Consider the following 26945-nt stretch of genomic DNA (forward strand, 5'->3'; position numbering starts at 1 on the left):
GGAACGTAAAGATGCTGAATAACGATGAACACCTGCGGGAGCCCATGGATATGCCTGACCCCGGCTTCCCGATCAAAGTCCATACCGAGCAGTTTGACCGGGCAGGGGTAGTGCTGTTCCCGCGCCATTGGCATGAGCATCTGGAGTTTCTCTTCATTGAAAGGGGAGAAGCCGTATTCGAATGCGGCTCAACGCCCATCCAGGTCCGGGCTGGCGACCTGGTCGCCGTCAATAGCAATGAGCTGCATTATGGGGTAAGCAGCTCGGCGGATTTGCTCTACTATGCCATTATTGCCGACACCTCTCTGCTGCACAGTGCAGCCCCCGATGCCGCCGAGACGAAGTTCATTACCCCCATCCAGCAGAACCGGATGCTGCTCCGCAACCATATCCGCGGAGACCGGCACATCACCGACTGCATTCTGGCCATCATCCGCGAAATGGAGCGCCGCGAGTTTGGCTATGAGCTGGCGATCAAATCGGGACTGTACCGGCTGCTCACCCTGCTGCTGCGCAGGCATGTCGCTACCGTGCTTTCAGAGGACGAACAGACCAAACGATCTCAGACCCTCCAGCGTTTCGCTCCTGTTCTCCGCTATATTGATGTCCATTACCCTGAGCCGATTTCCGTGGACGACCTTGCGGCGCAGACCGGACTGAGCCGCTATCACTTCAGCCGGCTGTTCAAAGAGCTGACCGGACATACGATCTCGGTATACGTCAATACAGTGCGTGTCGACCGGGCAGACTACCTGCTGCGCCACACCTCACTAAGCGTCACCGACGTCGCTGCCGCCACCGGCTTCAACGATATTTATTACTTCAGCCGCACCTTCAAGAAATACAAACAAAAAAATCCCTCCATGGTAAGAAAACCTATGTGAAAAGGAGTTAGAATATTGAACAACAGAATCTTCGATAGAACAACTAGCAAGCTGGCGGCGACAAGCTTGCTTCTGCTGAACCTGATTGTGCCGTTTCAAGGCACCGCCCGTGCCGGAGCTGCAGACAGCAGCGTTCACCAATATTGCTTCCATTAATATTCTGGACCCGGTTACTCCAGAGGAGATCCAGACGCTCTCTTCCGCAGCACAGCTCAATCCGGCGGTATTCGCCGGTGTGAAGACCAAAGGCGACTTCTATCAGAAGCTGAATCAGGCCAGAAAATCTGCGGCCAGCGGCGGAGCGAAAGAGCAGCCGGCAACGGAAGCCCCAGCAGCTCAGACACCTGCAGTGCAAGTACCGGCGCCTGTACCGGCTGCTCCAAGCAATGACAAGCCGGCAACCGTAAAGTCCGCCAAGAAACAAGCCCGGGTTACCGCTGATCATCTGAATGTAGGATCGGGAGCCTCATCCAGAGCTGCCATCCTTACATCCTTTCCAAAAGGAACCGTCCTGGATGTGATCGGCCCCGCCAAATATGGATGGGTGAAGATTAAGTTCAACGGGCGAACCGCTTATGTATATGGACAATATATAAATATGCTGCCTTAGTCGCCCTGCTGGGCATACAACTGGGGGGTGTCCCACAAGCCATGAAATGGCTGCTTAGGACACCCCCTCGTTTTTTGGAGCAGGATAGATGTGAGCGCTTGGTGTGGACGCTCCGCGAACAGACCGTTGTTCCAATCACTGTGCTATTTAAGCGGAGAAAAGTTCTACAAATCTCGTTACTACTTAGGCCCAGCGAGGATTTAGACGCCGGATCTCCAATTCGCGAGCGGAATTCCTGCGATTGTACCCCCAGTCTGCCATCGCAGACTCATTATAGGGAAATCCTACCCCTAATGGGTCCCCGAACCGGGATTCGCTGAGGTTATAGGGAATTCCCTGGTTCGCAGCAGATCTGACACTAATCCCCTAGTCTAGGCTTAACAGGAATCAGCAGATCCAGTTGCATACAGGTATCCAGCACCTCATGGCTCAGCTGATAGAGGTTTATGTAATTGAGATGCTCCTCCAGCAGGCCATTCATCATGTTCGAATCGACCCAGTCAGCTTCGTACTCACGGCTGCTCATGACCCATTGATGGAGCCACTCCCATTCCTCGAAGCTCCCCATGGGGATCATATGGGCAGCGTATAGACCTCCGGGGAACTGTTTTTTGACAAAAGGGGCTTCCACCTCCATATCCGCCGGAATGGTAATCCAGCGCTCATATCCATGATCCGATCCGTCAGGCTGACTTCCATCCGGATGGTTGAAGCCATAGTGGCGCATATCCGGTTTGAGGGTGTCCAGCTTGGTGCGAATAACAAACTCACGAAGCTCATCTGCCGTTGCCAGCTCCGGCACTCCACCCACTAGGCAGATTGAGGCTACCGGGGCAGGGGGCAGAAAGATAATACGTACATCCTTTAGCTTGGATAACTGATTGTCGGCGTGCTGCAGTTCCTTCATCGTTACTTCCTCCTTCAGATGGAGTTGGGTCGCAGGGAGGACTGCAATGGCTTCCAGGATAGATTCGTCCGTCCATAGGTGCGGACTCAGCTTCACTTCGACACTGCCTCTAAGCCGGAGCACCAGCTCATCCAGCACAGTTTGGATGGTGGATATGGCCGCCGCTTCCTGGGCAAGCGCTCTGATCTTCTGTTGGAATATAGCAATCGCCAAGCTGGATTCCTCACTGAGCAGCATACGCTGGATGTCCTTCAGGGAAATCCTCAGCTTGCGCAGAAGCAGAATCTGCTCCAGCCTTGTCAGAGCCGGCTTGTCATAGGTCCTGTAGGCATAGCCGTCTTTTTTGACACTTTCAATCAATCCAATCTGCTCATAATATCGCAGTGTCCTGGTCGAAATGTTGAAGCTGCGGGTAACCTCGCTGATCGTCTGTAAATCCATAACATCCTCCCTCCCATCTTCAGCCTAACGTGTGACGCGACGTCAAAGTCAAGTGTGCCTTCTCCTTCTTCACAGGAAACAGTAGGTTACCCCTATTTTCACTCCAACTGCTGTAGGTTTCAATGGAATCTCTCCTTTCTGCTTCCGCTTATTCCTTCACCGTCACAATGATTCCGCCTCTATTGTCGCCGGACAGCACAACCTCGCCGGTTTCAGGCACTTTTAGGGGTGCATTCCCGGAAACGGCAACATAACTGACGTTATAGCGCTCGCCGCCTATGGTGGCAGACAGGCTCCGCTGCTCCTGCAGCAGATCTATGTATTGCTCCAGCACAAGCTCCTGCTCGTACATAATGCCACTATGGGGCAACCCTACATAACGGAAATGCCAAGGCTCATACTCAATGCCGGTGTATTGCATCTTGTCCTTGGGATAACGCAGAATGAAGCCGTATTTCCAGGCGTTCTTCTGCAGCCATTTCCCTTCCGGAGCTTCATTCATCGCCTTAAGCGTGGAGCCAATGTCCATGGATAACCCGAGATTATGTTCACTGTACCCCGCCGGGAGAGCATAAGCTGCACCCTTTTCCTTGTATAGAAGCTCCTGCTCTTCGAACGATCTATAGCCGCTGCTAATCATAAAATGAGTAACGCCATCTTGGGCAGCCGCCTCGACCATTTGCTGAAATTTCTCCGCTACCTGCTTGGACAGACGGATTCCATTATCCAGCAGCCCATATCCCTGCACAATGTCCTGATGCTCCATCAGATCAATAATATCTGCCTTCACGCTTCCCGGATGAACCGGGTACTCCTTGTTGACCAGCAGCAAATCCCCTTGATGAACCTGATCCTCCAGTACAATCTTGATCGTCTTCGAATGCTCTGCGAACCCCCCCTGATCACTCTGTTCTCCCATAACAATCCTGATGTCCTGCTGTAGCTCATGCCGATACTCATACACTGCATATCCGAGCAGAATCACCAGAATCACCAAACCCCACTTCTTCATCAACTATTCCTCCCTTGCCTCATATCTACAGGATAGAGAGATTTAGTTAAAAAAAAGCGGGGCAATTTTAAAGTTTTTCTTAAAATATAAGAGGCTCAAAACCAAAATCAGCGGTTGACCCCTTGTGAATGATGCCCGCTACGGGTTAGGAGGGTTCTTCCGATCGCTGTTAAAGCCCGATTTCCTTATTGTAACCTGCAGATTCAGTTCCATGATAGTCTCATATGTCCAGTCCAAAGAATTAGTTGCGAAACTGCATCTATTTAGCCGTTTTTTTCTGTTTTGGAGGAAATAAGTGCGAAAACGCACCTAATTTAGGATTTTGAGTGTAATAAGCTTGTTTTACTCGAATTTAGTTGCAGATATGCACTTATTATCCTGATAATGGGTGTTTCGGCTGAAATTAGTTGCAGTTTCGCATCTAATTCGACCGAAGATTCCAGGGCAACACTCTAAATCCTGGCTGAATCCTAAGCAGTAACGAAATGTGAGAATAAACCTCTCTTCCGCTATAGGAAGAGAGGTTTATTTGATGAGGTATAGGTTACTACGTAAGGCCCTCCGCTCTGTTCACTCGTATAGTCAACCGCTGATTTTTAGATTGAGCCATATAAGAATTCATATGTTTTCACGTTATCAATTAACCTTCTACTTCTCGCCGTTTCCACTTGGGTTTATCCGCTCTGCGGCAAGCTTACCTCAAACAAGGTCCGCACCACGTTGCTCTCTGCCGTAATCGTTCCTTCATGCTGCTCTACAATATTTCTGGCTATAAACAGCCCCAGTCCGGTGCCGCCCTCCTGTTGCGACCGTGCACGGTCGCCCGTATAATACATGTCGAAGATATGGGGCAGATCCTCCTGGGGAATACTCCCGCCGTAGTTGATCACCTGGATCACTACACGTCCTGCCTGAAGGCGGCCATTCAGATCCACATACATGCCGTCCCTGCCATGACGCGCAGCATTCGCCAATAGATTCTCGAACACACGGGCCAGCAGCTCTCCATCAGCGACAACGTACAATTCAGGCTCCAGGTTGAGTCTTGTGACCAGTCGGTTCTTCTCGAATATAGGAAAAAGCTCTTCATTCAGCTGCTTCATCAGCTCGCTGAGATTAATCCGCTTCTTCTCCACCGGCAGCTTGCCGTAATTCATCCGGGTGATATCGAACAAGCTGTCAATCAGCTTCTCCAGCCGCTGTGACTTCGTGAAGGCAATATAGGTGAAATGTTTAACCTGCTCTTCCGTCAGCTGGTCATCCTTGACTACCAGATCCAGATAGCCCAGCACGGAAGTCAGCGGCGTACGCAGATCATGGGCCAGATTGACCACCAGCTGATCCTTGCTGCTCTCGGCGAAATCACCCCGGGCTACCGCCTCCTGCAGCTTCTCGCTGGCCTGATTAAGGTCCTGGGCAATCGTGCGGAATTCATCCTTCGAGGAGATCTCCACCCGATTCATGAACTCGCCATTGGCCAGATGACGGATTCCCTTGGATATCTCATTGAAATAAGTAGCGTACGGTTTGGTTAACCAGAAGAAGAATAGAATCGCGAGCGGCACAAAAAGTATCAGGAACACATAAATATCGCCGATATCCTTCATGATAGCCCGGTATTCCGCAAGCTTGTCCTCTTGCCTGACATCGACATAATACAGCTGAAGCAGTTTATAAATGCCATATGTGATAATGCCAGATAACAGCATGCTTAGCCCGAGCAACAGAATCATGGTTGTGCGGAAGCTGCGTCTGCCCTTATTCATTGAAGGTATACCCCACGCCCCAGATGGTCTTGATGTATTTGTTCTTGTCGAGATCTTCGCCAATCTTCTTGCGAAGAGTACGGATATGTACCATAACTGTATTGCCGCCTTCATAGTAGGCTTCTCCCCATACCTGCTGAAAAATACTCTCGGCGCTGAACACCTGCTTCGGGTGACTGGCCAGCAGATAGAGAATATCAAACTCCTTCGGAGTAAGCTCAATCACTTCGCCGTATAGAGTGACACTGTGCTGATCCGGCATAATCTTCAGTCCGCCTGCTTCCAGCACCGGCTTATGGGCTGCAGCAGGCTGGCTGAACTGGAGGGAACGGCGCAGCTGGGAATTCACCCGGGCCACCAGCTCCATTGGATTAAACGGCTTGGTCATATAGTCGTCTGCTCCCATGACCAGACCGGTTATTTTATCGAAATCGGAGGTCCGCGCGCTCAAGAAAATAATCGGCAGATGATGCTGCTCCCGAATTCTGCGGGTAACCTCGTACCCGTCCATCTTCGGCATCATAATATCGAGAATCGCCAGATCGATCGGCTGGGATTGAACGGCCTGAACCGCCGCCTGCCCATCAGCCACCTTGACAATATGATAGCCTTCTTTCTGCAGATGCAGTGCAATCAGGTCGGCAATCTCCGCCTCATCCTCCGCAATCAGAATCGTAATACGCTTCATAGCCGGTCTCACTCCCTTTTACACATTCAGGTTGAAGCTGATGTACTTCAGCTGTGTCATCTCCTCCACCGCGTATGCGATACCCTCCACTCCCTTGCCGCTGTCCTTGACGCCCCCATAAAGCATCTGGTCAATGCGGAAGCTTGGAATATCGTAAATGACCACGCCCCCAGCTTCCAGCTCACGCGCTGCTCTGAAGGCTCTGGAGTAGCCCTCCACACCCTCAGTAGGTCCTAAGTAGTAACAAATTTACCGCTAATTCTGTCCGCCGGGGCATTTCGGAGGTGATCGGAGGTCAATAGTGGTAGAAACTCCCTATACACTGCCTCTCATCAGCAATATCCCAATATGACCCAACATGCCATTCTTACCACTTGATAATCACAAAGTCAAACGGCTAACCTGACAAATGGATGTCCCTTCAGCCAGATGACCAGGAGCTCTCCCTTTATGTTGAACCCCGCCACTCTGGCGCATTCAAAGGCCTTTTTGCCCTTTATTTCGCCGAACACTGCCACCTTACTCTACGTTCCAGCTGTCCATCATACCTTACGAATAGCCAAAATATGATTATCCCCCTACTCCTACAACAACCTCCCACCGGCTTCAGGAGAGATCTAGTCTGGATTCATCTCAGTACCCATCAGCCTTATCTGCTCATTCACCCGATTGGAGCATACCCCTCCGTGATAACATACCGCCTGGGTGATATCATACTCTTGAAATTTACGGATCGACAACAGAGCGGCAGGCATGTCTGGAGTCGTCCGGCTGCTCGGAGCATACAGTCGATTATTCTCGCAATACATAGCGTCACCTGTGATCAGAATCTTGCTCTGCTGCAAATACAGGCTGATATGTCCAGGAGTATGTCCCGGTGTGAACAGGATACGAATCCCGCCAAACCAGGGCAGGTACTCTCCATCTGTCACTAAGCGATCTACCTTGGCCCGCGGCGGATGCTTAATGAAATGCTGCATTTCCGGTGGCAGCTCAAGCTTCAGAAGCGGCTGCTCCCCCTCTATGTATGGTTGATCCTGTTCGTGTGCGCATACGGTTATCTGGTGGCCCACGGATTCCTGCAGCTCCGGCAGACTTCCAATATGGTCGATATCCTGATGTGTGAGAATGACTGTATGCAGCCGCTCCAATGGCACTCCAAGCTCCCGCAGTGCCTCTATGATTGCCTGAACCTGCCCCGGCATGCCTGTATCAACCAATAACGCAGTCTTCTCATCCCACAGCACTACCGGATTTAGTACGAATCCCCCCAGCCGCAGGCTGATCATTGCAACCCCGTCCGCCAGTATCATTACCTAACCTCCTATTTTTTTCTCCACATAAGAACGTGTATTAATCTGGACAGTGAAAAGTTCTACACCTCTAAGAAGCCCGCGATTCCTCGTCAACAATGGACGTCTCCTGCTTGGATTGAATTATTTTCGTTATGTGTAAATGCGGATTTTGAACAAACAGGTGAAAAATAGACTTGCGTAAATAAGCAGCAACGGTCGCCTCAGATACTACAGCGAGGGACGGCGTTCGCAGATAGCGAAAGAAGAAACCCGGCGTCCGGTCCGAAAAGCGCAAGGCGATCAATTGCAGCAGTCCCATCGCGATGCACTGACACATGACAAAACCTTCGATCGCTTGAATCGTTTGTTCAATCCGGCGCCTATCCTGTTCGTCTTTTACCGCTTCGAGCGGGTGGGCTTCCGCTTTTTTCAGAAAGCGGTTTAGCTTCGGCATGGACTTGCTCCAGAAGCGGTAGCCAAAAGTGCCGATGACCTGTTTCATTTCCCGAAACGTACACTCGATCTTGAAGCGATAACCGTACAGGCGAATGATGTCCGTGGCAGCCAGCGTGAGATCCGTACTGACCAGAATGGAGCAGCGGCCCTGATGAATCACCAGCACAGAACGCAATTCCTGATACCATACCTGCCCCCAAAGCAGATCCAGGCATAAAAATTGAACCTTCTTTTCTTTGCCGTACAAGGGAACGATAGCGGTTTGAAAATCGGCAGCACGAGTCGAGAACAGTTCCTTCAGTTTGACGGACGGGCCTTTTTTGGGCGGTCTGCCGCGTCCGGGCTTCGGAGCCCAGATGGCACGCTTGCAGCCGCTGCAAGGCGGGAACCGACAAGAAGTAGCGATCCAAGAGCAGCAGCAACGCTTGGCCGAAGCCTTTCGCCGCTTCGAAGCCTTGTTCAATCATTTGAACGACATGGGAAGGCGTTTCTGGCTCATCGTCCATTTTCTTCCATCTCAGGATGGTTTGGATGCCGTCTTGCAGATTTATGAATAAGGGTAGACAGAACCATTTTCGGGGCGTACCGGGGTAAACTGCTTGTTGTAACCCATTTGGCGATTATTCCTTTCGTGTGAGAACTAAAGGATACCATAATTCGCTCGATTGAGTTATTTTCTATGCGACGATTTTTCAACAAGAACTTTTGACTGTCCAGTATATTTACGAGGGCATAAAAAAGCCGCCCTATTTGTGGCAGCTGTTGGAGGACAAGTTTTTTATTTATTAGGTTTCAAATAAACTTTATAGCATATATCATGAGCAACCGTGCTTTGTTTAGTGGGATTAGCGTCATAATTATAATCAGCCGGATTTGTTTCAAAAGTATACAAAACATTTGTCACAAGGTAAGATTTATAATTCCATAAAATCATTTCTCCTACTCTTGGGACAAAAGGCAAGGCAACCAGGTCAGAATGTTCAATGCGGTTTCCCTCTTCATCATTTAATACAATTGCCAATTCGATAACTTTCAATTCTTCACCTCTAAAATGTAGAATTATTCTTTAAAAAATAACTACTATTCTAGGACCTACAAAGCAAGATGTATATCCAGCATCTGTTAAAATTTGAGCGACTCCGCCGACTGAGTAGGTCCCTGGCTTAGAGTAAGTCCATGATTTAGAGAGAGTTACTCCTCCAGTGTTCGGCCCCTTAAAACTTTCAGTTTCCGTCCAAACGCCTCCGGTGTTAAAAGAAGCATCAAAATTAGCATTTCCTTAACATCAGAGAGGTAATCAGCAGAAGTTTCAGTCGGAAGTATGGATATGCTTGTAGGTTCCGGTACCGTTAAAACTTCCTTGGCGAAAGTAACCTTAGTAGGGGCAGCAAAAGTAAGTAACAAAACAGCAATAACGGCCATACTTTTAAAGAAAATTTTACCTGACTTAATCATGAATAACAACTCCTTCGCTCTATTGTTTAAAAATTAATAAATCATGCTGACAATTCATTTTTTCCATTTAACACCTTCTTTCACTAAATGTCTCCAAAATTAGAATATTACAAAATATAACTTTTTAAAGCATTTATCTAATTTTCTCCTAAAAATTTCTTATTTATGATAGATTCCACATAAAGAAAAAGCCCCTGCATTGCTGCAGAGGCTCGTCCGATTCTTGCTTTAGTTAATGGTCTACCCCATGGCCCAGCGGTACGAACACGCCGCCACCTGATACCGTGGCCGTGCCGGTGATCGCGCCGTCCGCGCTAACTGCTGCAACATTGAGTCCGAGCAGGGTAATAACAACCACGATGAGTGCAAACGTCTTTTTCATTTTAAATCCTCCCTAGTCTAGTATTTGTTCCATTAAGCTTAGATACTTGTCCAGTTGGTCGGAGGTTGCCTGATTCTGATTCCGGAGTAACTCAAAAAGGGCTGCTGACTTCCTGAAACCCGTATCATCCTTTAGTTTAACTGATGATTCTAAAGATCGTAATAGTGTGTCAATAGCATATTCCATTTTCCCTTGTATCGAATAATATCTCGCTTCTTGGTAAATGTAATCTATGTAATAACGAACGTTCCTTTTTGTCTCGTAATACTCGCCCATTGAGTCGATCTGCTCTCGAAACTCTTCCAGGACGTGATCGACGTTGTATCCGTGCTTTATTGCTGAATCTAGGATGTAAAGCACACCCGGCAGGACTTCCTCTTCGTTTTTCCGTAGGAACACTAGGTAATCAGGTAATACAGAAATGTTTCCTTCACGCAGCTCAATGATATACCGGTTGGCCTTGGCGATCTCGCGATAGTATTCGACTTCAGCCCATCTCTCTTCATCCATTCCGTTGATCCAACCTAGTTCTTCATACATCGCTACACACTCTCTTGCCTCGTTATAGCGGCCTAGCTTTTCAAGAGCGATCCCCTTTAGGCACATACTATATCCAAAGTAATATACGATACTCCGTTTTAATCCGTGGCGACTCACCTTCTGACCGCGGGCGTGCTCCTGCTGATTGACATTATAGAAAGTATTTATCTCGGTGTATAGTCTATCGGCGATCTGGAGGATACCGTCCCAATTGTCCAAAGTAAAAGAAGCTTTTAGCATTTGAACCAGTGAATCCACGTTGATCCCGTTTAGATCCAGCTCCAATATGATCCATCCTTCCGTCAAATATAGCACAAACTTAATTTGTTGATCTTCCACTAGATACATAAAAATTAGATTCTTTTATAACATTTTTCCTTATTTCACCAATTAATTATGTGAGAAACATCACTAATTAAGTCTTTTTTATGCAAAAATAATATAATATAGAAATAATGCAGTATCTAATCATGTATACCTAATTCGATTTGTGCCCACGTACTCTCAAGTGAAAGTGCGAGTAATTAAAAAACCGCCCTCTGAGTTGGCGGTTTTTTGAGCAAACTTCTATCATCTCTATTAATATTTATATAAGTATCCATGATTCTCTCCCCCACAACATAATTAATGCTGCATAGGGGAGCCCGTGCAATCTAAAGGAAACCAGCCTCTAACGTCGAATATGTAGGCGTTGAAGGAACGCTTCCTTCACAATATTGCCTGCCAAGGAGGACTAATTACTATGGCTTTCACGATCCATAACTTGAAGGATAACAACAATGTTGTAATTAAAGAACAGCTTGGCGGATTTTCGGTCATCGAATACAAAGAGGATTTAAGCAGTACCACCATGTCGGAAGCGCAAGCTAACTTCTTCATGAGCAAAAGCAATATGCGCAACAAGCAGTTGATGGTGGAGCTGAACAACAGCGAGGTGATGCTGAGCGCCGGAGCGATGCAATATATGATTGGCAATATTGAAATGACCTCAGGCATCAAGGGGGTCGGCGGTTTGATGCGTAATATTATAGCCGGCGCGGCGACCGGCACCAGTGCAGTCAAACCGCTCTATAAAGGTACGGGAACGATCCTGCTGGAAACCACCTATAAATATATATGGTTAATTGATGTCGACAACGACCATATTGTAATGGAGGATGGCTTATTCCTGGCATGCGAAACTACGCTGGATGTCGCTGTCGCCGCACGCAAGAACCTGTCCTCTGCCGCCCTTGGCGGCGAAGGACTGTTTAGCCTCAGTGCCAAGGGGAAAGGCATTCTGGCACTGGAGGCACCTGTTCCTTCAGAAGAGGCCATTGTGGTCGATCTGCAGAATGATGTGCTGAAGGTCGATGGCAATTTTGCCTTAATGTGGTCCAACTCCCTCGACTTCACCGTCGAGAAATCGGGCAAAACACGCATGGGCTCTGCCGCTTCCGGTGAGGGTCTGGTCAATGTATACCGGGGCACCGGCATGGTGTGGCTGGCACCACTTATGAATTACAGAAATAGTCTGTTTGATCCAGCTACACAGTGAGATACCGGGCATCGTATGACCCCGCCATACCGTATAAAGAGCCGTTCGCCCTTAGCGATCGGCTCTTTGCTCTGCACAGCCCGCCGTGTTAAAGCTCGCCCCAATATACTTCCGTCTCATATTCAAAAAATACCTTGTCCTCTTGCTGGTTCCGTTCAAATAAGTGCTGAAGCTCCTTCATCATCAAATCGTAATTCAGAGCATCCGGGCAGGTGTATAGGACGACGAACGCAGACGGCCGCATAGTCCGTCATAATCGAACACTTGCTGATTGATAAACTTGGCGATGTGCATGGTGTCCGGCTTGAACCATGGATGCACATCTGGTGATGTGGAATAGGCAAGCCATCCAGATGGAAGGATAAGTGAAGATCTGCCCTGCCAGGAATTCCTCTTAAGCATTTGACAATCCCCCCAATTGTAACTACAATGGTTACAGATAGAATAATCATCTCAATTTCAAGAGTACAGGTATGTAAATCCAAGCGGAGGTGTCAAGATGACTATTGCATTAACAGGAGCAACCGGACAATTCGGTTCGTTTGTAGCAGAAGCTTTGCTGAAGTCGGTACCCGCCCATAATCTGGCGGTAAGTGTAAGAAACCCGGAGAAAGCTGCACATTTGAAGGCCCAGGGAGTGGACGTGCGGCATGGCGATTTCGACCAGCCCGAAACGTTGGATACCGCCTTTGCCGGTGTAGATCGGCTGCTGCTCATCTCTTCAGACGGCGACAATGACACGCGGATCCGCCAACATAAAGCGGCAGTGGATGCCGCTGTCCGCACAGGGGTAGGCTTCATTGTATACACCAGTGTGGGACATGCGGACGAGAGTTCCTTATTCCTGGCTCCGGTTCACCGTGCAACAGAAGAGTTTATCCGTGAATCGGGTATTCCGTATGCTTTCCTACGCAACAACTGGTACTTGGAGAATGAGCTGGGCACCATCCAGGCAGTTCTGGCTGGAGCCCCATGGCTGACCTCAGCCGGAGCTGGCAAGGTCGGCTGGGCTACACGTCGTGATTATGCAGAAGCGGCTGCAGCGGTGCTCAGCGGAGAAGGACGGGAGAATCAGGTGTACGAATTATCCGGCAAGCCGCTCACCCAAGAAGAGCTGGCAGCCATTGTCGGCGGAGTGCTGGGCAAGGAAGTCCCGGTACAGCAGGTCGATGATGCCGCATATTCGGACATTATGGCAGGTGCAGGGGTGCCAGAAGCGGCCCTTCCGATTGTAGTGGCCATCCAGGCCGCAATCCGCGAAGGCGCTCTCGACATTGAGAGCGGCGACCTGGAGAAGCTGCTGCAGCGTCCGGCCACTCCGCTTGCCGAAGGTGTGCAAGACATGCTGAATTCACTGCAAGCTTAAGAAGCATATGGAAGCAGACAAGGCTGGCCGCTTGTACAGGCGGCCTTGCGCTTGTGAAGAGACTGCCCTCAGGGTCCGGTTATACGGACGGAGGGCAGTTTTTTTGTGAAATCTACAAATGTCCCTTCTATGCCTCGTAGAACTCCGCAGATATGATATTCTAGGGAGTGATAGACAAATTTCTACAAGACAAGGGGGACTTCACATGAAATATTCCATTGGAGAATTCGCATCCATTCTTGGAGTAACGGCTGACACCCTGCGATTATATGAGAAACATGACATTATCCGTCCGGTTAAGACTGAGCATAATAACTACCGCTATTTCAATGATCTGGATGCCCGAAACCTGCTCTCAAGCAGATGGTACCGGAGTATGCAGATTCCGCTCCAGAGCGTGACAGAGCTGATTAATGATGCACCTTCCAAGCAGGTGGTAACCTCGATTGACACCGCCAAGCTGCAACTGGAGGCAGAGATTAAACGAAGCACGATGCTGCTGGAGAAGATAAGCGAGATCCACGATGAGCTGAAGCTTATTAGCGAGTCCTTCGGCACCTGCCGGATCAGGCAGATGCCGGGCATCTACAGAATTCAGCAGACGGATAAGAATCAACTGCTGCAAAAGGACCGTCTTAGAAGAACGGTTCACAGCTGGATGGAATTGCTTCCCTTCACCTTCTATTCCTTCCTGATTAAGAACCCAGAGCATATCTGCGTGGACGGGGGGCTGGATTACAGCTGGGGTCTGGCGCTGCTGGAGAGCGATCAGAAGAAGCTGGACGTATGCCTGAACGACTGCATCGAATATCTTCAGCCTGCGGCCTGCATCTCCTCCGTCATCGTCACCTGCTGGAAGGAGAATCTTGAGCGGGCGGCCTTCCAATTCATGCTGGACTACGCCCGCGAGAACGGATATACCCTTACGGGCGATATTTACGGCAAGATTCTTTTTACGGAGCATGTTGGTACCGTTAACACAACATATCTGGAAATTAATATTCCCGTGAATCTGCCTGCGGAGCGCCCCCTTAACACTTTTTGTTGAATAGTATGAGAAAAATTTCACATATAATTCATTGACCTTGGTATTACACCAAGGTTTAAGCTTTGGTCGTACTCAGGACGCTCCGGCAAAGAGAAATAGGAGTAGTCACTTACGACACAGGGGGAAAAGAAATGCGCAAACAACCATTAACCAGAATGCTCATGTTGTTGCTGTGCTTGGTTATGATGCTGTCCATAATAAGCGGCTGCAGCAGCGATTCGGCCGAACCGGCCGCCTCGAAGCAGCCTTCGGCGGCTCCGGAGGCTACTCAGCAGTCCGCCAATTCCGGGGAGATTCCAGCATCCTATAAAGCGGGAACTTACAAGGCGGAGGCTGACGGCAAGGATGGCAAGATTCAGGTGGAAGTTACCATGGACGACAAGCAGCAGATTACCGATATCCAGATCATCAGCCAGAATGAAACAGCCGGTATTGGTGTTGAAGCGATGAATAAAGTAACGGATCAGATCCTCTCAGGCCAGACCCTGTCGATTGATGCAGTCAGCGGTGCCTCAGAATCAAGCCAAGCTATCCTGAGCGCTGTCGAAGATGCGCTTAAGCAGGCTGGCGGAGACGTCGGAGCGTTCAAATCCAGAACAGTTGTCAAAGCAGGCCAAGGACAAACAGAGCAGCTCTCGGCAGACGTAATTGTTGTGGGCGCGGGAGCATCGGGTGTGTCTGCGGCTGTCTCAGCCGCAGACAAGGGTGCAAAGGTCATTATTATCGAGAAAACGGCCACGATTGGCGGGGCAAGCAACTTGTCCTGGGCAGGTAAATTCTACAATTCATCAGCCGCTGTCAGCAGCGGACTCAAGATCAATGTCGAGAAGGAAATCTCGGATTGGATTGTCAATAATCACTGGAGAGTGGATGCAGCGGCAATCCGTCAATATGTGACCCAATCCGGGGAAACCTATGATTGGCTGAGTCAGAAAGGCTACACAACCACATTCCTTAACATGGGCGGCGAACAGCTGCATATGCTTCCCGAATATGACACCCGGCAGGAGCTGCTGCGCGCCATGCTGGCAGAATCAGTGGAGAAACACGGCGGTCAGGTCATTACAGAAGCTACCGCCAAGAAGCTGATTACAGGCAGTAACGGAGAAGTGCAAGGCGTTATGGCCGAGAAAGCCGATGGAACTTCATTGGAAATTACGGGGACAAGCATTGTTATGGCCACCGGCGGATACGCCGCCAACAAGGAAATGGTCCGTGACGCCTTCGGCTTCGAAGGCGTAAATGGAGGGCTGGGTCAGAATATCGGCGAAGGTCTGGAAATGTCCTGGGCAGCCGGAGCCAAGGTTCCGGACAATTTCGGCGGGCAAATGCTGCATCAGACACTGGCGAGAGCCACGGAGAAGCTGAAGACTCAATACGAGCCTTTTGAGGCCAGCTATCCGCTGATGCTTACCTATCTGCCCAACTTCATGAATGTCGGCTCTTCCGGGGCCAGATTCCGGGATGAAGCCTCCACTCTTTCTTCCGTAGCAGCGGCCAATACCAGCGCATTCAACGGTCCCTACCATCTGGTTGTCATCTCCAAGTCCCAGATTGATGCTTTGAAGGCTAAAGGGATGAAGGGTGTAGAAGCACCTGCCCTGCCGGGAATGCCGCCGGAATTCTACCAGCCCTTCGCGGAGCAGTTCACGCTGGACAATCCCTGGAAGGATGCCGATAAGGTGTTCGACTCCATGGTAGTTAACGGTGACGGCTACAAGGGCAACACCATTGAAGAACTGGCCAGCAACGCCGGGCTGAATGCCGCTGTATTCACAGATGCATTCAACAGCTATCAGGAGGCGACCCGAACCGGAGTCGATACTGAATTCGGCAAGGCTAAGGAATACCTGCTCCCTATGGGAGAGAGTGGACCTTATTACGCCATTATAGCTGAGATCAACAATCTGGGTTCTGTAGGCGGATTGCTTGTCAATACTCAGTTTCAGGTGCTGAACGATAAACGTGTGCCTGTCCAAGGTCTGTATGCCGTGGGTCTGGAATCAGAAGGTGTGCTCTTTAATGATACCTACGTCGGAAACGGTGTCGGGATCGGCTACTCCTTCACTTCCGGGCGTCTGGGCGGTGAGGACGCAGCAGCCCACGCTCTGGCGAAGTAAATACTGTAACATTTCTAGGCTCCGGTAAGGGGGCCAACGAAAAGGGGAGCCTTAGGGTTCCCCTTTTTTAAGTGTCCGTAGGCGATTGTAACGGTAAACTTCCCTTGCGCTGGGAGAGGATTTGGGGTATATGCAATTCCCGCAATACAGGGAGGATCTCCTGCACACTGTTTTTGTTGAATTTCTTCAGAATACTGTTGATCTGGGATTTCAGCGTAGACGGCTCTACATGACGTACACGGCAAATATCCTGGCGGCTGTAGTCCTTCATAAGCAGATCCAGCACCTCCAGTTCGGTGGGCGTAAGTTTGGTCAGAATATGAAAATTATGGAGCAGGCTGTCTTCGGATGTCTTGATCCGTTTGAATTTCCGGGTGATCTTGCCCGCGATGTTGGAATACAAGAATCATCTGATAGCGCTTGGCATTGCCGGACTCCGGCTGAAGAAATGGGCATGGCTGTGCCAGGCCTGTCGCTGGCGGAGCAGATGTACCAGAAGCTCGCGCTTCTGGGCTATGAGGATAAAAGGACACAAGTGCTGTATCAATACTGGCCTCCAGACCGCAAGACTCATGAATGAGCATGTACAGGTATAACCTGCATTGTTTCTGCACCTCAAGAACGGAGCCATACCAACGCATTTCCTGCCCCTAACTGTATTTAGTACAGCTATTAGGTCAATATTTCCGCCAAAAACGAGTTTAGTTGTATTCCGTACAGCTATTATTCTCCCAAACGCCGCTGCACGTCAAAATGAGGGCATGTAACTGTACCGAATACAGTTACATGCCCTCTAGCCGCCTAATCCGCTAATATAGCTGTACGAAATACACTTACGACCTCCGCTATCCCCTTCTCATTGTGGCAAATAGAACCTCTGATCCACAAGGCTGTTTACCCGACCACAAAATCTGCATATCTCTCTAAAAACATTGTATTCTTCACAGGCAAATTATATATTAAAAACATGATATAAGACCTTAGACCCACATAATTTCTTGAATTACTAATAATAGCAAGAAGGTGTAATATATTGGGGTTAGCACCATGGATTGATTTGATTCTGTGCTTTATGTTGTTTGCTTTGCTTCTATACATGTTTGTTTCCGTTACGATCACGAACCTGCACAAGGTGTATCTGGGTTTCCACATCTCCATGATGCTATGGCCCTATTGCCAGTTCGCCATAAAAACCATAGAAAACCCGACGTACCAGTTGTTTTATGTGAAGCTTGCCTTTGTGGATGCTGCTCTCCTGACTACCGGCTTTATTTGGTTCACGATTCTTCTTACCGGCCAATCGCAATTTCTGCGCCAAAAAGTGTTGATTGGACTGTTTGTGCCTGCACTTTTAACATCGCTGGGAGTGATATTTAATCCAAACGGCTGGTTCGTCCGTCCTGTGAACGGCGGGTATATCGAAAGAACCTATGGACCTATTTTCTGGGTCAATATATCCATTCTCATTGTACATGCCATAGTTTCGCTGTATATCATCTATATCGCACTGGTGTCCGATCAGGCTCCCCGGATCAAGAATCAGGTCATCTTCATGCTCAAAGGCATTGTGGCGGTGACGGCCTGCGTTATGGCGGATATATTCCTGAATGTGGTCTTGGACGATTATCTGCCGGTCATCCCGGGGATGACTTCTCTTGGCATCTTACTCTCTGCTATCTTTTTCGTGATTACCATTAACCGTGACAAGGTATTTGATATTGTAACCATCGCGCATCAGGATATTATTGATACGATGGAATATGGGATTCTAGTGCTTGATGATCATGAAATCGTGATCGAAGTTAATCAATCTCTGACTCCTCTTTTACAGTTGCAGATCGGTGACTGCTTCGACATGGCAGGTATCTTACGTTATACCACTGCCACCCTCCAATCCTTCCTGGACAGTTACCGGGAACGCCCACTGGAGACCGCTGAAATCGAGCTGCTCCTTCCTGCGATCGGGCGGTATATTCACATTCATGCTGCACCTATCCTGGTTAGCGGCAGCCGGGTTGGACGGATCGTCACCTTTCAGGATATCACCGAGCTGCGGCGGTTGATTAATGAGACGAATCAGCAGAATATCAGTCTGCAGGAAAGAAATGAATCCTTGATCAGGGTACAAGCCGAGCTGTTCGAGACCAATCACAAGCTCCAGAAAATGGCCATAACCGACAGCCTGACAGGCTGCTATAATCGTCATTATTTGACCCAACAGCTGGAGAATGAGCTTATGAAGAACAGGGAGTCTCACAAGCCCTTTGCCATTCTGCTGCTGGACATCGATTTCTTCAAATCGGTTAATGATCACTACGGTCATCTGGCAGGCGATGCTGTAATTTGCGGTACAGTCGAGGTTCTGAAGCGAACGCTGCGGCACACTGATATTCTGGCACGTTATGGCGGAGAGGAATTCATCATCTACTTGCCCAATACAGAGCATGCAGAAGCGCAGCTCATAGCGGAGCAAGTCAAAGCCAGCATAGAATCGAATAGGATGGTTATCGAAAATATAGATCAGCCTCTATCGGTTACCATCAGTATTGGACTATTAGCGATCCATGATTTCTCAGCCGATACCGCCAGGCAAGCTACAAGCTACCTGAATGATCTGTTCAAATCAGTTGATAAAGCCCTATACGAAGCCAAACATGAAGGCCGCAACCGCATTGTATATAGTAAAGGCCACCCTTAAGGTGGCCTTGGGCATCAACTCTTCTTACGCTGAACAGGAATCCAGACCTCATCAGATGGCAAGGTTCTCATCAGCAGCTGAGACGAACACGGATATTTGCTTAAGGCGCTACGAATGCTGCCGGTACAATGATACAGCTGTTCTTTCCAATCGCCCTCCAGCTCTGCCGCCTGCAGCGCTTCCTTCGCCACCTCATTGGCAAGTGTCTGGAAGATGCTCTGCTTGCTTTTGATTAATCTTACACCGTTAGTTTGAATATTTATTATCGTGGTTTCGAAGAATACCACTCCCAGTCTATGAAGGAGACTATATCATATCCAGCTATACTAAGCCGTTAAGTGAACTGAGTAAGGATTCATGGCCACTCAGGCCATCTCTTATAGAAAGAGCATGGATTTCGAACATCTTAAGGTAGATCTGGCGGTTGTCGTTCAGGCTATGATCCCTGCGGAAGCTGCGGGTGTCATGTTTACTGCCAACCCTGTGAATGAGAACACCGAGGAAGTCATGATCAGTGCCGGATATGGCCTTGGTGAAGCGGTGGTCAGCGGTCTTATCACTCCCGAGCTGCTGGGTCCCGAGGATAAGATTATTTATCAGGGGGTAAAGGTTTTTTTCGAGGTACAACGTTTAAAGAGGAGTAATATACATATACTGAAATTAAAGTTCCAAAGGTTCTATTGGTTCCTTCGTTTCTGGGAATTTATATGCTAATATGGAGGTGAGGAGGTTGGTCGATATGTCTAAAGTTCTAAAATATGTAACTCTACCGCAAATGACTGAACGACGTCTGAACAGCGAAGCTGAAATTACACTTGCAAAAATAAGACTGCTTCAATCTGAACTGCGTCTTCGAGAAGCACAAATCGTACCGCTTCTTTCAGAAGAAACCCTTAGAGAAGTCGACGAATCCATTCATTCGCTTCATCCAACAACCCTCTTTGACTCTACATCTGAAACTCCAAGCGTTCCGGATTATCTATCTGTTCGTGACGTTAGCAAACTCACGGGCCTAGTTCCTCAAGTTGTACGTCGTCATTGTGCAAACGGCAAATGGGAAGCTGAACAGGTAGCTGGTCAGAATAGTACCTGGAGAATTAAACCGGAACCATTTATGAAGCTCTCGAACTGGGAGGCTTTTGTAAGGGATAGAACAGAAGGGATAGAGAGTTCAAAAAAAATTGCCGATCATGCTCTGGCACTTTGGGATAACGAGGGTCCTACCGATTATGGCAGCACATAAGGAGGGAATCAAGGAATAAATGTCGGCGTATTTATTGGACTCCAATCTCTTTCGTTACATGCACAACGATGATAATGCAGCTTATCAAAAAGCGGCTAAGGAATTTTTCACTACTGCTAGAAAAGAAGTTCTGGATGGGCAATCAATCATTTTACTTAGTGCAGAAGTGAAATGTGAACTTGAAGTTCAAATGCATACACTTAAAGATAGAAGCAAACGTATTATCTGTGACATGCTCGAGGGATACTTACCGGTGAGTGCCAACCTTTCGGTTGACCTTGAGCATGAACTCCGGAAATTCAGCAATTACATACGTTCTAACAAGTTCAACAGCATCTTCAAAAATCCTCATTACAAAATAGATTACTTACGTGCCTCTGACGCACGAATACTCGTTGATGCCTACCTAAATGATGCAATCCTGGTAACTGCAAACATAAAGGACTTTATTACTTACTCCGTCTTCTGCGAAACAGGAGAACAGAAGCTTTATGACTTTCTGAACAAACGTTACGTTGAGATTTCTTCAGCAGCAAGGACAGCCATCGAGGTAGACCCCTTTTATTTATCCATTCAGTCGAAACTGGAAGCCTTACAGCCTTAAATCAAAAATAATTGTTCCCAGTAAATTTAGCCGTCCCTAATCACACCTCTATTTTATACATCCAAATAGCCTCACGGGATTCAACCAGCTGTTCCCAATGTAGCGTGATGGCGTTATCGATGGGGATCTAAATGTATAGGCATGTGGGGTAAAGATGTGTTCAAGCGAACAATAAGCAATTTAAGGCCATCCCTTGCGGGATGGCCTTTTCTCTCAAACCAGATATTTAGCCATAAAATTAATCTCCTGCGCTTACGACTGCATCCCATTCTCGATCCGCTTCATGAACTCTTCAGCGGCGCTGTAGCCAAGCTGTTTGAGGTACCAATTGTTCGCCGCGGCCTCGATCAGTCCAGCTACGTCACGTCCTGGCTGAAGCTGGACCTCGATATGCGGAATCTGGACGCCGAGATATTCCGTGAACTGGGGGACCAGCTCCAGCTCATTATTCAGCGAATTCTCCCGCCATGGAGACAGCTCAATGTCGAGCACGATGCGGGTCTCGTCCTGAAAGGCCTTGCGTCCGTATTGGCGTACCACATTGATCAGGCCGATGCTGCGCAGTGCAAGGAATTCGCGTGTGGTCTCATTGTGCGTGCCGAGCAGCGTCGCCGGACCCAGCTTCTTGAGCACCACAATATCGTCTGCTACGAACCGATGGCCTCTTCTGATGAGCGTATGCGCAGTCTCGCTTTTGCCAATCCCGGACTTTCCTCTGAGCAGAATGCCGATACCTGATACGTTCACGCACACGCCATGGATCGACAGCTCCGGCGCCAGTGTCTTCACCAGATAGCTGTCCAGCTTGGCAATAAACTCGTTCGTTGTGTCCCCCGTCCGCAGAAGCGGAATCCCCTCTTGGTCACAAAAGAGAGTCAAGTAAGGGATCTCTTGTTGGCCTGCCGTTACGATAAAACACGGGGGATGATATTTGACGATATTGCCAATATGCAGCATACGATCCTCTACGCTTAACGTTAATAAATAGTTAATCTCCTTACGGCCGAGTACCTGCACCCGCTCCATCGGGAAAAAATCAAAATAACCGACAAACTCCAGCCCCGGTCTATGCGTCCGTGAGCGGGTAATTTCGCGGTCCATACGGCTGGCTCCCGCCAACACTTCCAAATGGAACGTGTCCGTAAGACTTTGAACAGTAATAGACTTCATGTTGTTCTCCTCCTGCGGCTAAGGCGCATCCGAATACGCTAGATTTCGCTGATATGCTTACGGTTATATTCAACGATCCATGTGGGGATTCCTGCTAACCTTTCTTGAGTCCGGTAGATTCAATGGTTGCTTGACACAATTCGTTTACACTTGTAAACTCAATTTAACGTTTACGTCCGTAAACAAATTTGGTTGAAAAAGGTGAAGCTAATGAACGCATCCCCCCACATTACCGAAGCAGAATGTGAAGTGATGAAGCTCCTCTGGGAGAAAGAACCTCTGTCCGCTAACGAGATCATAATCAAGCTGAAGCAGCAGATGCAATGGTCAGATCAGACGATCAAAACCTTCCTGAACCGGCTGCACAATAAAAAGGCGATTCGTTTCGAAAAATCCGGCCGGAACTACATCTACTATCCACTGGTTTCGCACGATGAATACTTACAAACCGAGAATCGTTCTTTTCTGGACAGGGTTTACAACGGGGCTGTCGGATTGATGTGTGCAAAATTTCTTCAAGAAGAGCAACTTTCGGAGAAAGACATTGAGGAGCTTCAACAGCTGTTGGAGAACAAGAAGAAAGGCGATTCCAGCACATGAAGCTGATCGAATCGATGTTCTCCCTCCTGCTGACCGCATCCCTGGCATCTTCCGTGATCATTCTGCTATTGCTACTACTTCGGAAGCCGTTAAACAAGCGCCTTGGCGCTCGAATCGTCCATATGTTGTGGGTGATCGCATTAATTAGGCTGCTTGTTCCTATAGCTCCGCACAGCCCTGTCAGCCTGTTCAATCTGCTGCCGCAGACGATTCATGACCAGGTTTATTTGGGAACAACGCTCGGATCAAGGGCTCCCTCGGAACCTAGTGAGGAAATCAATCCTAGTTACAGTTCTATATCGAATCAGACAGAGGAACCAAGCTCTACTAACACAGCTGCACACCCTCAAATGGCTAGCTCTGAAACAGCCCATTATGGGCCAAGCCATTGGCTGGCGATCAGCTGGCTTGGAGGAATTCTGGCTCTGGGTTTATACTACCTATCCGTAACGTTGCGATTCAGAAAAGAAGTTGCTATGGCGCGTAAGCTTGAGAACGAAGAGGTCCTCTTCATTCTGGAGGCGTGCAAGGCCAAGCTGGGTATCCAAAGGAACATTCCTATTTATGAGACAAGCAGCTTTCATAGTCCGTTCATTTATGGTTTGTTGAAGCCGGGCGTATATCTGCCGGAGGATCTCGTAGCCATTACCGATTCAGCGCAGCTAACGCACATCCTGCTGCATGAGCTGGCTCACTATAAACGGAAAGACTTGTGGGTGAACTTCCTGTGGACGCTGGCTGTCCTGATTCACTGGTACAATCCACTCGTGTGGTTCGCCATGAAGAGAATGAAAGCCGACCAGGAGGTGGCCTGCGACGCGGGCGTACTCGAGGTGCTTGGTGAGCGGGAATCTACATCCTACGGCACGACACTCCTCATGCTGTCACGGTTAAGTTCCCGAAGGTCCTCCCTTCAAGTCCATCTTACGCCTTTTTTTGTCCATAAGAATGAAATGAAACGGAGAATTACAATGATCATGAGCTTCAAAAAAGGGTCTTACAAGTTATCCATCGCCGCTGTTGTCCTGGTTTTCTTTATAAGCGCCGTTATTTTCACCATGGTGTCAGAGCCGGCAGGCGGTGCCGCTCCGGCTGCAGATTCGAATGCCGGCTCAGCTGAGAATAGTGCTTCCTCCTTTAAGATTGCACGGATTAATGATTGGGCTAAATGGTTTAACAATCTGGACCGGGCGACCGCTTTTGCTGATTTCGACTTCAAGGTGTCCGATTACCTGCCCGATGGTTATCAACTCCAGAACGTTGATGTCCTTCAGAAGTACGTCAATCGTACCAATGACCTGGCAAACATCACTTATGTAACCCATTTCGGCACAGATGAAGAGCAAATCATCGAGCTGGGACGAGTTGGCCAAAATGGTGCAGTCCTTTGCCTCCCCGCAGCAGATTCAGCATGTCCGTTATGACGGGGAGGGCAATTCATTTCCTCTATACGATGAGACGGATCTGCTCGAAGCGAAGGATATTCTCGGCTTTAAGGTGAAGTTTCCGCTCGCCTTGCAAGGCAAGGGGCTAACGCTGATTAACTCGACATTGCTGAAGGCTGGAGATCAGAACACCGGATTTTCGTTTAGACAAAGCTCGGATGCCTTGTGGAATTCTTATCGAGCAAGGTACGATTCCCCAATCTATGACCTGAACGACGAGCTCTCGCTTTATCAGAGCCAAGCTCCACTCTTCGATGCAGCCAAGCTCACCTACATTCGGAAGCTGGAGATGAACGGGATCGAAATTTCAGCTTACACTGATAACAGTCATCTTTACTTTGGACCTCTCTATTCCGGCAACGGCACGACGAAGGTTAAGAGCCAAACTTATTACTTGTGGAAGCAGGAAGATATTTATTATGCCGCCATCTTTTTGGGTATGGATCAGAACCAGGAAGCGAATCTGAAGGCTCTGGTGTCTGCTCCTCTTGAGGAATTAGGATAAGCCAAGTGCCCGTGCTGTTGAAGCTTGAATTTCCTGAATAAGAGCTGGATTATTCGATAGTGACATACCATAAGAAGGAATCATTTCTTGTAATTTCGGCTGCCACGCTTCAATATGCTGCGGGAAGCATTTATGGATCACCTCAAGCATGACGGAAACGGCGGTAGAAGCCCCTGGGGAAGCACCGAGCAATGCCGCTATCGAGCCATCGGCGCTGCTGATCACTTCCGTGCCGAATTGAAGCGTGCCTTTGCCGGCAGCCGTGTCTTTAATAATCTGCACACGTTGGCCTGCCACCAGCAGATCCCAATCCTCACTTTGGGCATTCGGGACGAAATCCCGCAAAGCCTCCATACGCTTATCTTTCGATAACATAACTTGTTTGATCAGGTAAGTGGTCAAGGATACGTTTTTTACACCTGCGGCCATCATCGTCAAGAGGTTATGCGTCTTTACAGAAGTGATCAAATCAAACATGGAACCGAATTTCAGAAACTTGGGGGAGAAGCCGGCAAACGGTCCAAAGAACAACGATTCCTGATTGTCGATCACTCTAGTATCCAGATGCGGGACCGACATCGGAGGAGCACCAACCGAAGCTTTGCCGTATACTTTGGCACGATGCTGGGCTACAATCTCCGGCTTTTTACATACCATAAAGAGTCCGCTTATCGGAAATCCGCCAATCCCTTTTCCTTCAGGAATGCCCGATTGCTGCAGCAGATGCAGGCTCCCTCCCCCACCACCGATAAAGACAAATTTTGCAGTATGACGTTCAGCGGCACCGCTCTCTATATTCCGCACTGCTAATTCCCACGAGCCGCCCTTAGTACGTTTAATCTGATCCACATTATGATTGAATTTCACATCCACATTTGAGCTCTTTAAGTGGGCAAACAACATGCGCGTTAAAGCGCCGAAATTAACATCCGTTCCGGATTCGATTTTGGTTGCCGCTATCGGTGTATTGGTCCGGTCTTTCATCATAAGCGGAATCCATTCCATCAATTTTGCCGGATCATCAGAATACTCCATTTCCTGAAACAGCGGGTGGTTAGAAAGCGCTTTAAAACGTCTCTTCAAAAAGAGCACATCCTGCTCGCCTTGTACAAAGCTCATATGAGGCACCGGCACGATAAAGTCCCGCGGATTACGAATCAGCTCGTTGTTTACCAGGTACGACCAAAACTGCTTGGAGGTCTGATACTCCTCATTCACTGCGATGGCTTTGCTAATATTAATCAATCCATCCGGTTGCTCGACGGTGTAGTTCAGCTCACACAGGGAGGAATGCCCCGTTCCTGCATTATTCCATTCATTCGAGCTTTCCTCTCCTGCGTTTGCCCGTCTCTCAAATACTGTGATGTTCCAGTCCGGTGCTAACTCTTTCAGCATGGACCCCAACGTAGCACTCATGATTCCGGCACCAATTAAGATAACGTCTGTTTTAGTTTGTCTGCTCATTTATACCATCCTTATGTTAGGATATTCTGGGGCAAATATAACTAATTGTAGTGTAACATTATTATTGAGAAATTAAAGTTTTTACTATTATATAATAGTTAGGCTATATCTGATAGTCAAAAAAGCCCGTTAGCTCTATGGCAAGCTAATCGGGCCTTTATCCTTATCTTCGTGTAGGCTCGATTCGGTATACCCCGGTGACGTCCGCACCGGCAGGACCGCCGGTAATCCGCCAACCGAAAGACAGCACAGCCTCCAGCTGGCTTGCCTCGGTTTCGCTCAGAGCCACTTCCGCTGCTTCCTTGCCTTCCTCCAGCTCCAGCTCGGCCTGCTTGCCCAGGGCAATGGAGATCCAGCTGCGGATACCGCGAATGGTATTGTACTTGATCTGATAGCCGCCGGTTACCGCCTGCTGGAACACCTCCGGCTGCTCACCCGCCAGGACGGTCAGCTGCGCATATTCAAAATGGTATTCGCTCTCGTCGACCGGCAGCTCACCTGACGCGACTCTGCGCAGCAGCTCTTCATCCGACCAGCCGAGGGAACGCAGCGATTCTACCAAAAGCGCATCCCATTGCGATAATTTCACTTTATTCACTGTATCTGTCATCTCCCAGCCTCCGGTTAGCCCTTATTGCAGGTAACTTACCCTGTCTAATCGGTATTGTATAACAGCCTGTGAGCAGATGCCAGTCCCCGTATTTCCATA

Annotated in this window: 32 protein-coding genes and 1 pseudogene; 16 read left to right on the forward strand and 17 right to left on the reverse strand. The window is 48.7% G+C overall.

Annotated elements, in window-relative coordinates; translation table 11 throughout:
* Window positions 1–11: 11 nt before the first annotated feature.
* Genes B9T62_RS30770 through B9T62_RS30775 form a run of 3 tightly spaced genes read left to right on the forward strand, consistent with a single transcriptional unit; the run spans window position 12 to window position 1494 of the window.
* Window positions 12–884: an AraC family transcriptional regulator gene (locus B9T62_RS30770; protein WP_087918746.1), complete on the forward strand. Its 873-nt coding sequence runs from the start codon at window positions 12–14 to the stop codon at window positions 882–884.
* Window positions 885–899: 15 nt separating this feature from the next.
* The gene (locus B9T62_RS39610) at window positions 900–1040 is read left to right on the forward strand and encodes a hypothetical protein (RefSeq protein WP_157794074.1); all 141 of its coding nucleotides are present in this window, start codon (window positions 900–902) and stop codon (window positions 1038–1040) included.
* Window positions 994–1494: an SH3 domain-containing protein gene (locus tag B9T62_RS30775; RefSeq protein WP_157794075.1), complete on the forward strand. Its 501-nt coding sequence runs from the start codon at window positions 994–996 to the stop codon at window positions 1492–1494. Before B9T62_RS39610 ends, B9T62_RS30775 begins: the two co-directional genes overlap by 47 nt.
* Window positions 1495–1852: 358 nt before the next feature.
* On the opposite strand, the gene B9T62_RS30780 is transcribed toward B9T62_RS30775, so the two are convergent.
* The 7 genes and pseudogenes from B9T62_RS30780 to B9T62_RS30810 form a co-directional block, all read right to left on the reverse strand.
* A complete protein-coding gene (locus B9T62_RS30780) occupies window positions 1853–2842 on the reverse strand; it encodes an effector binding domain-containing protein (protein ID WP_087918748.1) in 990 nt (329 codons plus the stop codon).
* A gap of 148 nt (window positions 2843–2990) precedes the next feature.
* The gene (locus tag B9T62_RS30785) at window positions 2991–3854 is read right to left on the reverse strand and encodes a M15 family metallopeptidase (protein WP_087918749.1); all 864 of its coding nucleotides are present in this window, start codon (window positions 3852–3854) and stop codon (window positions 2991–2993) included.
* A 674-nt stretch (window positions 3855–4528) separates the two neighbouring features.
* Window positions 4529–5620, reverse strand: coding sequence for a HAMP domain-containing sensor histidine kinase (locus B9T62_RS30790; RefSeq protein ID WP_087918750.1), 1092 nt, complete (start codon window positions 5618–5620; stop codon window positions 4529–4531).
* Window positions 5613–6308, reverse strand: a complete 696-nt coding sequence (locus B9T62_RS30795; RefSeq protein WP_087918751.1) for a response regulator transcription factor — start codon at window positions 6306–6308, stop codon at window positions 5613–5615. Before B9T62_RS30795 ends, B9T62_RS30790 begins: the two co-directional genes overlap by 8 nt.
* Window positions 6309–6326: 18 nt before the next feature.
* A pseudogene (locus tag B9T62_RS30800) lies at window positions 6327–6509 on the reverse strand (aldehyde dehydrogenase family protein); the annotation flags it as partial.
* Between the two features lie 416 nt (window positions 6510–6925).
* On the reverse strand, window positions 6926–7621 hold the full coding sequence (locus B9T62_RS30805; protein ID WP_087918753.1) for an MBL fold metallo-hydrolase: 696 nt from the start codon (window positions 7619–7621) through the stop codon (window positions 6926–6928).
* A gap of 70 nt (window positions 7622–7691) precedes the next feature.
* Window positions 7692–8306: a hypothetical protein gene (locus tag B9T62_RS30810; RefSeq protein WP_245864157.1), complete on the reverse strand. Its 615-nt coding sequence runs from the start codon at window positions 8304–8306 to the stop codon at window positions 7692–7694.
* Between the two features lie 109 nt (window positions 8307–8415).
* On the opposite strand from B9T62_RS30810, the gene B9T62_RS41000 reads away from it, so the two are divergent.
* Window positions 8416–8616, forward strand: coding sequence for a hypothetical protein (locus B9T62_RS41000; RefSeq protein ID WP_245864159.1), 201 nt, complete (start codon window positions 8416–8418; stop codon window positions 8614–8616).
* 221 nt (window positions 8617–8837) lie between these two features.
* Here B9T62_RS41000 and B9T62_RS30815 read toward each other — a convergent pair whose 3' ends face one another.
* The 4 genes from B9T62_RS30815 to B9T62_RS30825 form a co-directional block, all read right to left on the reverse strand.
* Window positions 8838–9095 carry a hypothetical protein gene (locus tag B9T62_RS30815; RefSeq protein ID WP_087918754.1) on the reverse strand — a complete coding sequence of 86 codons (258 nt, stop codon included), beginning with the start codon at window positions 9093–9095 and terminating at the stop codon, window positions 8838–8840.
* A 155-nt stretch (window positions 9096–9250) separates the two neighbouring features.
* Window positions 9251–9514, reverse strand: coding sequence for a hypothetical protein (locus tag B9T62_RS30820; protein ID WP_087918755.1), 264 nt, complete (start codon window positions 9512–9514; stop codon window positions 9251–9253).
* A 232-nt stretch (window positions 9515–9746) separates the two neighbouring features.
* Window positions 9747–9896, reverse strand: coding sequence for a hypothetical protein (locus tag B9T62_RS39615; RefSeq protein ID WP_157794076.1), 150 nt, complete (start codon window positions 9894–9896; stop codon window positions 9747–9749).
* Window positions 9897–9908: 12 nt separating this feature from the next.
* Complete coding sequence (locus B9T62_RS30825) at window positions 9909–10721, reverse strand: DNA-binding protein (protein WP_169834456.1); 813 nt, start codon at window positions 10719–10721, stop codon at window positions 9909–9911.
* A 457-nt stretch (window positions 10722–11178) separates the two neighbouring features.
* Between B9T62_RS30825 and B9T62_RS30830 the strand changes: the two genes are divergently transcribed.
* On the forward strand, window positions 11179–11973 hold the full coding sequence (locus B9T62_RS30830) for an AIM24 family protein (RefSeq protein WP_087918757.1): 795 nt from the start codon (window positions 11179–11181) through the stop codon (window positions 11971–11973).
* A gap of 195 nt (window positions 11974–12168) precedes the next feature.
* On the opposite strand, the gene B9T62_RS30835 is transcribed toward B9T62_RS30830, so the two are convergent.
* Window positions 12169–12375 carry a hypothetical protein gene (locus tag B9T62_RS30835; protein ID WP_087918758.1) on the reverse strand — a complete coding sequence of 69 codons (207 nt, stop codon included), beginning with the start codon at window positions 12373–12375 and terminating at the stop codon, window positions 12169–12171.
* A gap of 97 nt (window positions 12376–12472) precedes the next feature.
* On the opposite strand from B9T62_RS30835, the gene B9T62_RS30840 reads away from it, so the two are divergent.
* The 3 genes from B9T62_RS30840 to B9T62_RS30850 all read left to right on the forward strand — a co-directional run bounded on the left by B9T62_RS30840 (window position 12473) and on the right by B9T62_RS30850 (window position 16507).
* Window positions 12473–13339 carry an SDR family oxidoreductase gene (locus B9T62_RS30840; protein ID WP_087918759.1) on the forward strand — a complete coding sequence of 289 codons (867 nt, stop codon included), beginning with the start codon at window positions 12473–12475 and terminating at the stop codon, window positions 13337–13339.
* A 205-nt stretch (window positions 13340–13544) separates the two neighbouring features.
* Window positions 13545–14387, forward strand: coding sequence for a MerR family transcriptional regulator (locus tag B9T62_RS30845; protein ID WP_087918760.1), 843 nt, complete (start codon window positions 13545–13547; stop codon window positions 14385–14387).
* A 131-nt stretch (window positions 14388–14518) separates the two neighbouring features.
* Window positions 14519–16507 carry an FAD-dependent oxidoreductase gene (locus tag B9T62_RS30850; RefSeq protein WP_087918761.1) on the forward strand — a complete coding sequence of 663 codons (1989 nt, stop codon included), beginning with the start codon at window positions 14519–14521 and terminating at the stop codon, window positions 16505–16507.
* Between the two features lie 67 nt (window positions 16508–16574).
* Here B9T62_RS30850 and B9T62_RS41915 read toward each other — a convergent pair whose 3' ends face one another.
* Entirely contained in the window at window positions 16575–16778 is a 204-nt protein-coding gene (locus B9T62_RS41915; RefSeq protein WP_425436711.1) for a hypothetical protein, read from the reverse strand.
* Window positions 16779–16961: 183 nt separating this feature from the next.
* On the opposite strand from B9T62_RS41915, the gene B9T62_RS41920 reads away from it, so the two are divergent.
* Together B9T62_RS41920 and B9T62_RS30860 are read left to right on the forward strand one after the other, a co-directional pair.
* Entirely contained in the window at window positions 16962–17087 is a 126-nt protein-coding gene (locus B9T62_RS41920; protein ID WP_425436614.1) for a hypothetical protein, read from the forward strand.
* A 453-nt stretch (window positions 17088–17540) separates the two neighbouring features.
* On the forward strand, window positions 17541–19205 hold the full coding sequence (locus B9T62_RS30860; RefSeq protein ID WP_087918763.1) for a histidine kinase N-terminal 7TM domain-containing diguanylate cyclase: 1665 nt from the start codon (window positions 17541–17543) through the stop codon (window positions 19203–19205).
* A gap of 14 nt (window positions 19206–19219) precedes the next feature.
* Here the strand turns inward: B9T62_RS30860 and B9T62_RS30865 are convergent, their stop codons facing one another.
* The gene (locus B9T62_RS30865) at window positions 19220–19492 is read right to left on the reverse strand and encodes a hypothetical protein (RefSeq protein ID WP_087918764.1); all 273 of its coding nucleotides are present in this window, start codon (window positions 19490–19492) and stop codon (window positions 19220–19222) included.
* Between the two features lie 70 nt (window positions 19493–19562).
* On the opposite strand from B9T62_RS30865, the gene B9T62_RS30870 reads away from it, so the two are divergent.
* From B9T62_RS30870 to B9T62_RS30880, 3 genes are read left to right on the forward strand one after another with little or no spacing between them, the layout of a single operon-like run.
* Window positions 19563–19919, forward strand: coding sequence for a PEP/pyruvate-binding domain-containing protein (locus B9T62_RS30870; protein ID WP_087918765.1), 357 nt, complete (start codon window positions 19563–19565; stop codon window positions 19917–19919).
* Between the two features lie 25 nt (window positions 19920–19944).
* Complete coding sequence (locus B9T62_RS30875; protein WP_087918766.1) at window positions 19945–20448, forward strand: hypothetical protein; 504 nt, start codon at window positions 19945–19947, stop codon at window positions 20446–20448.
* Between the two features lie 19 nt (window positions 20449–20467).
* Window positions 20468–21052 carry a DUF4411 family protein gene (locus B9T62_RS30880; RefSeq protein WP_087918767.1) on the forward strand — a complete coding sequence of 195 codons (585 nt, stop codon included), beginning with the start codon at window positions 20468–20470 and terminating at the stop codon, window positions 21050–21052.
* A 252-nt stretch (window positions 21053–21304) separates the two neighbouring features.
* Here the strand turns inward: B9T62_RS30880 and hprK are convergent, their stop codons facing one another.
* Window positions 21305–22222 (reverse strand): HPr(Ser) kinase/phosphatase, encoded by a 918-nt coding sequence (gene hprK, locus B9T62_RS30885; protein WP_087918768.1) that lies wholly within the window; start codon window positions 22220–22222, stop codon window positions 21305–21307.
* Window positions 22223–22432: 210 nt separating this feature from the next.
* Between hprK and B9T62_RS30890 the strand changes: the two genes are divergently transcribed.
* From B9T62_RS30890 to B9T62_RS40320, 3 genes are read left to right on the forward strand one after another with little or no spacing between them, the layout of a single operon-like run.
* Window positions 22433–22822 (forward strand): BlaI/MecI/CopY family transcriptional regulator, encoded by a 390-nt coding sequence (locus tag B9T62_RS30890; RefSeq protein ID WP_087918769.1) that lies wholly within the window; start codon window positions 22433–22435, stop codon window positions 22820–22822.
* Entirely contained in the window at window positions 22819–24246 is a 1428-nt protein-coding gene (locus tag B9T62_RS30895; protein ID WP_087918770.1) for a M56 family metallopeptidase, read from the forward strand. The genes B9T62_RS30890 and B9T62_RS30895 overlap by 4 nt, the downstream gene beginning before the upstream one ends.
* A complete protein-coding gene (locus B9T62_RS40320) occupies window positions 24188–24772 on the forward strand; it encodes a hypothetical protein (protein ID WP_211296371.1) in 585 nt (194 codons plus the stop codon). Before B9T62_RS30895 ends, B9T62_RS40320 begins: the two co-directional genes overlap by 59 nt.
* Here B9T62_RS40320 and mqo read toward each other — a convergent pair.
* Window positions 24764–26236, reverse strand: coding sequence for a malate dehydrogenase (quinone) (gene mqo / locus B9T62_RS30905; protein WP_087918772.1), 1473 nt, complete (start codon window positions 26234–26236; stop codon window positions 24764–24766). The genes B9T62_RS40320 and mqo overlap by 9 nt on opposite strands.
* A 163-nt stretch (window positions 26237–26399) precedes the next feature.
* Window positions 26400–26846, reverse strand: coding sequence for a hypothetical protein (locus tag B9T62_RS30910; RefSeq protein ID WP_087918773.1), 447 nt, complete (start codon window positions 26844–26846; stop codon window positions 26400–26402).
* Window positions 26847–26945 lie beyond the last annotated feature (99 nt).

Source organism: Paenibacillus donghaensis (assembly GCF_002192415.1).
Classification (GTDB): Bacteria; Bacillota; Bacilli; order Paenibacillales; family Paenibacillaceae; genus Paenibacillus_AQ; species Paenibacillus_AQ donghaensis.

Bases quoted from the DNA above. Each gene is read 5' to 3' on its own strand.
- B9T62_RS30805 (WP_087918753.1), bottom strand. From the start codon at position 7,621: ATGATACTGGCGGACGGGGTTGCAATGATCAGCCTGCGGCTGGGGGGA.
- B9T62_RS30785 (WP_087918749.1), bottom strand. From the start codon at position 3,854: ATGAAGAAGTGGGGTTTGGTGATTCTGGTGATTCTGCTCGGATATGCA.
- B9T62_RS30880 (WP_087918767.1), top strand. From the start codon at position 20,468: ATGTCGGCGTATTTATTGGACTCCAATCTCTTTCGTTACATGCACAAC.
- B9T62_RS30835 (WP_087918758.1), bottom strand. From the start codon at position 12,375: ATGCTTAAGAGGAATTCCTGGCAGGGCAGATCTTCACTTATCCTTCCA.
- B9T62_RS30870 (WP_087918765.1), top strand. From the start codon at position 19,563: ATGGCCACTCAGGCCATCTCTTATAGAAAGAGCATGGATTTCGAACAT.
- B9T62_RS41920 (WP_425436614.1), top strand. From the start codon at position 16,962: ATGGCTGTGCCAGGCCTGTCGCTGGCGGAGCAGATGTACCAGAAGCTC.
- hprK (WP_087918768.1), bottom strand. From the start codon at position 22,222: ATGAAGTCTATTACTGTTCAAAGTCTTACGGACACGTTCCATTTGGAA.
- B9T62_RS30850 (WP_087918761.1), top strand. From the start codon at position 14,519: ATGCGCAAACAACCATTAACCAGAATGCTCATGTTGTTGCTGTGCTTG.
- B9T62_RS30820 (WP_087918755.1), bottom strand. From the start codon at position 9,514: ATGATTAAGTCAGGTAAAATTTTCTTTAAAAGTATGGCCGTTATTGCT.
- B9T62_RS41915 (WP_425436711.1), bottom strand. From the start codon at position 16,778: ATGAAGGACTACAGCCGCCAGGATATTTGCCGTGTACGTCATGTAGAG.
- B9T62_RS30890 (WP_087918769.1), top strand. From the start codon at position 22,433: ATGAACGCATCCCCCCACATTACCGAAGCAGAATGTGAAGTGATGAAG.
- B9T62_RS30840 (WP_087918759.1), top strand. From the start codon at position 12,473: ATGACTATTGCATTAACAGGAGCAACCGGACAATTCGGTTCGTTTGTA.
- B9T62_RS30845 (WP_087918760.1), top strand. From the start codon at position 13,545: ATGAAATATTCCATTGGAGAATTCGCATCCATTCTTGGAGTAACGGCT.
- B9T62_RS30875 (WP_087918766.1), top strand. From the start codon at position 19,945: ATGTCTAAAGTTCTAAAATATGTAACTCTACCGCAAATGACTGAACGA.
- B9T62_RS30795 (WP_087918751.1), bottom strand. From the start codon at position 6,308: ATGAAGCGTATTACGATTCTGATTGCGGAGGATGAGGCGGAGATTGCC.
- B9T62_RS30770 (WP_087918746.1), top strand. From the start codon at position 12: ATGCTGAATAACGATGAACACCTGCGGGAGCCCATGGATATGCCTGAC.
- mqo (WP_087918772.1), bottom strand. From the start codon at position 26,236: ATGAGCAGACAAACTAAAACAGACGTTATCTTAATTGGTGCCGGAATC.
- B9T62_RS30895 (WP_087918770.1), top strand. From the start codon at position 22,819: ATGAAGCTGATCGAATCGATGTTCTCCCTCCTGCTGACCGCATCCCTG.
- B9T62_RS39615 (WP_157794076.1), bottom strand. From the start codon at position 9,896: ATGAAAAAGACGTTTGCACTCATCGTGGTTGTTATTACCCTGCTCGGA.
- B9T62_RS41000 (WP_245864159.1), top strand. From the start codon at position 8,416: ATGGCACGCTTGCAGCCGCTGCAAGGCGGGAACCGACAAGAAGTAGCG.
- B9T62_RS30790 (WP_087918750.1), bottom strand. From the start codon at position 5,620: ATGAATAAGGGCAGACGCAGCTTCCGCACAACCATGATTCTGTTGCTC.
- B9T62_RS30830 (WP_087918757.1), top strand. From the start codon at position 11,179: ATGGCTTTCACGATCCATAACTTGAAGGATAACAACAATGTTGTAATT.
- B9T62_RS30910 (WP_087918773.1), bottom strand. From the start codon at position 26,846: ATGACAGATACAGTGAATAAAGTGAAATTATCGCAATGGGATGCGCTT.
- B9T62_RS30780 (WP_087918748.1), bottom strand. From the start codon at position 2,842: ATGGATTTACAGACGATCAGCGAGGTTACCCGCAGCTTCAACATTTCG.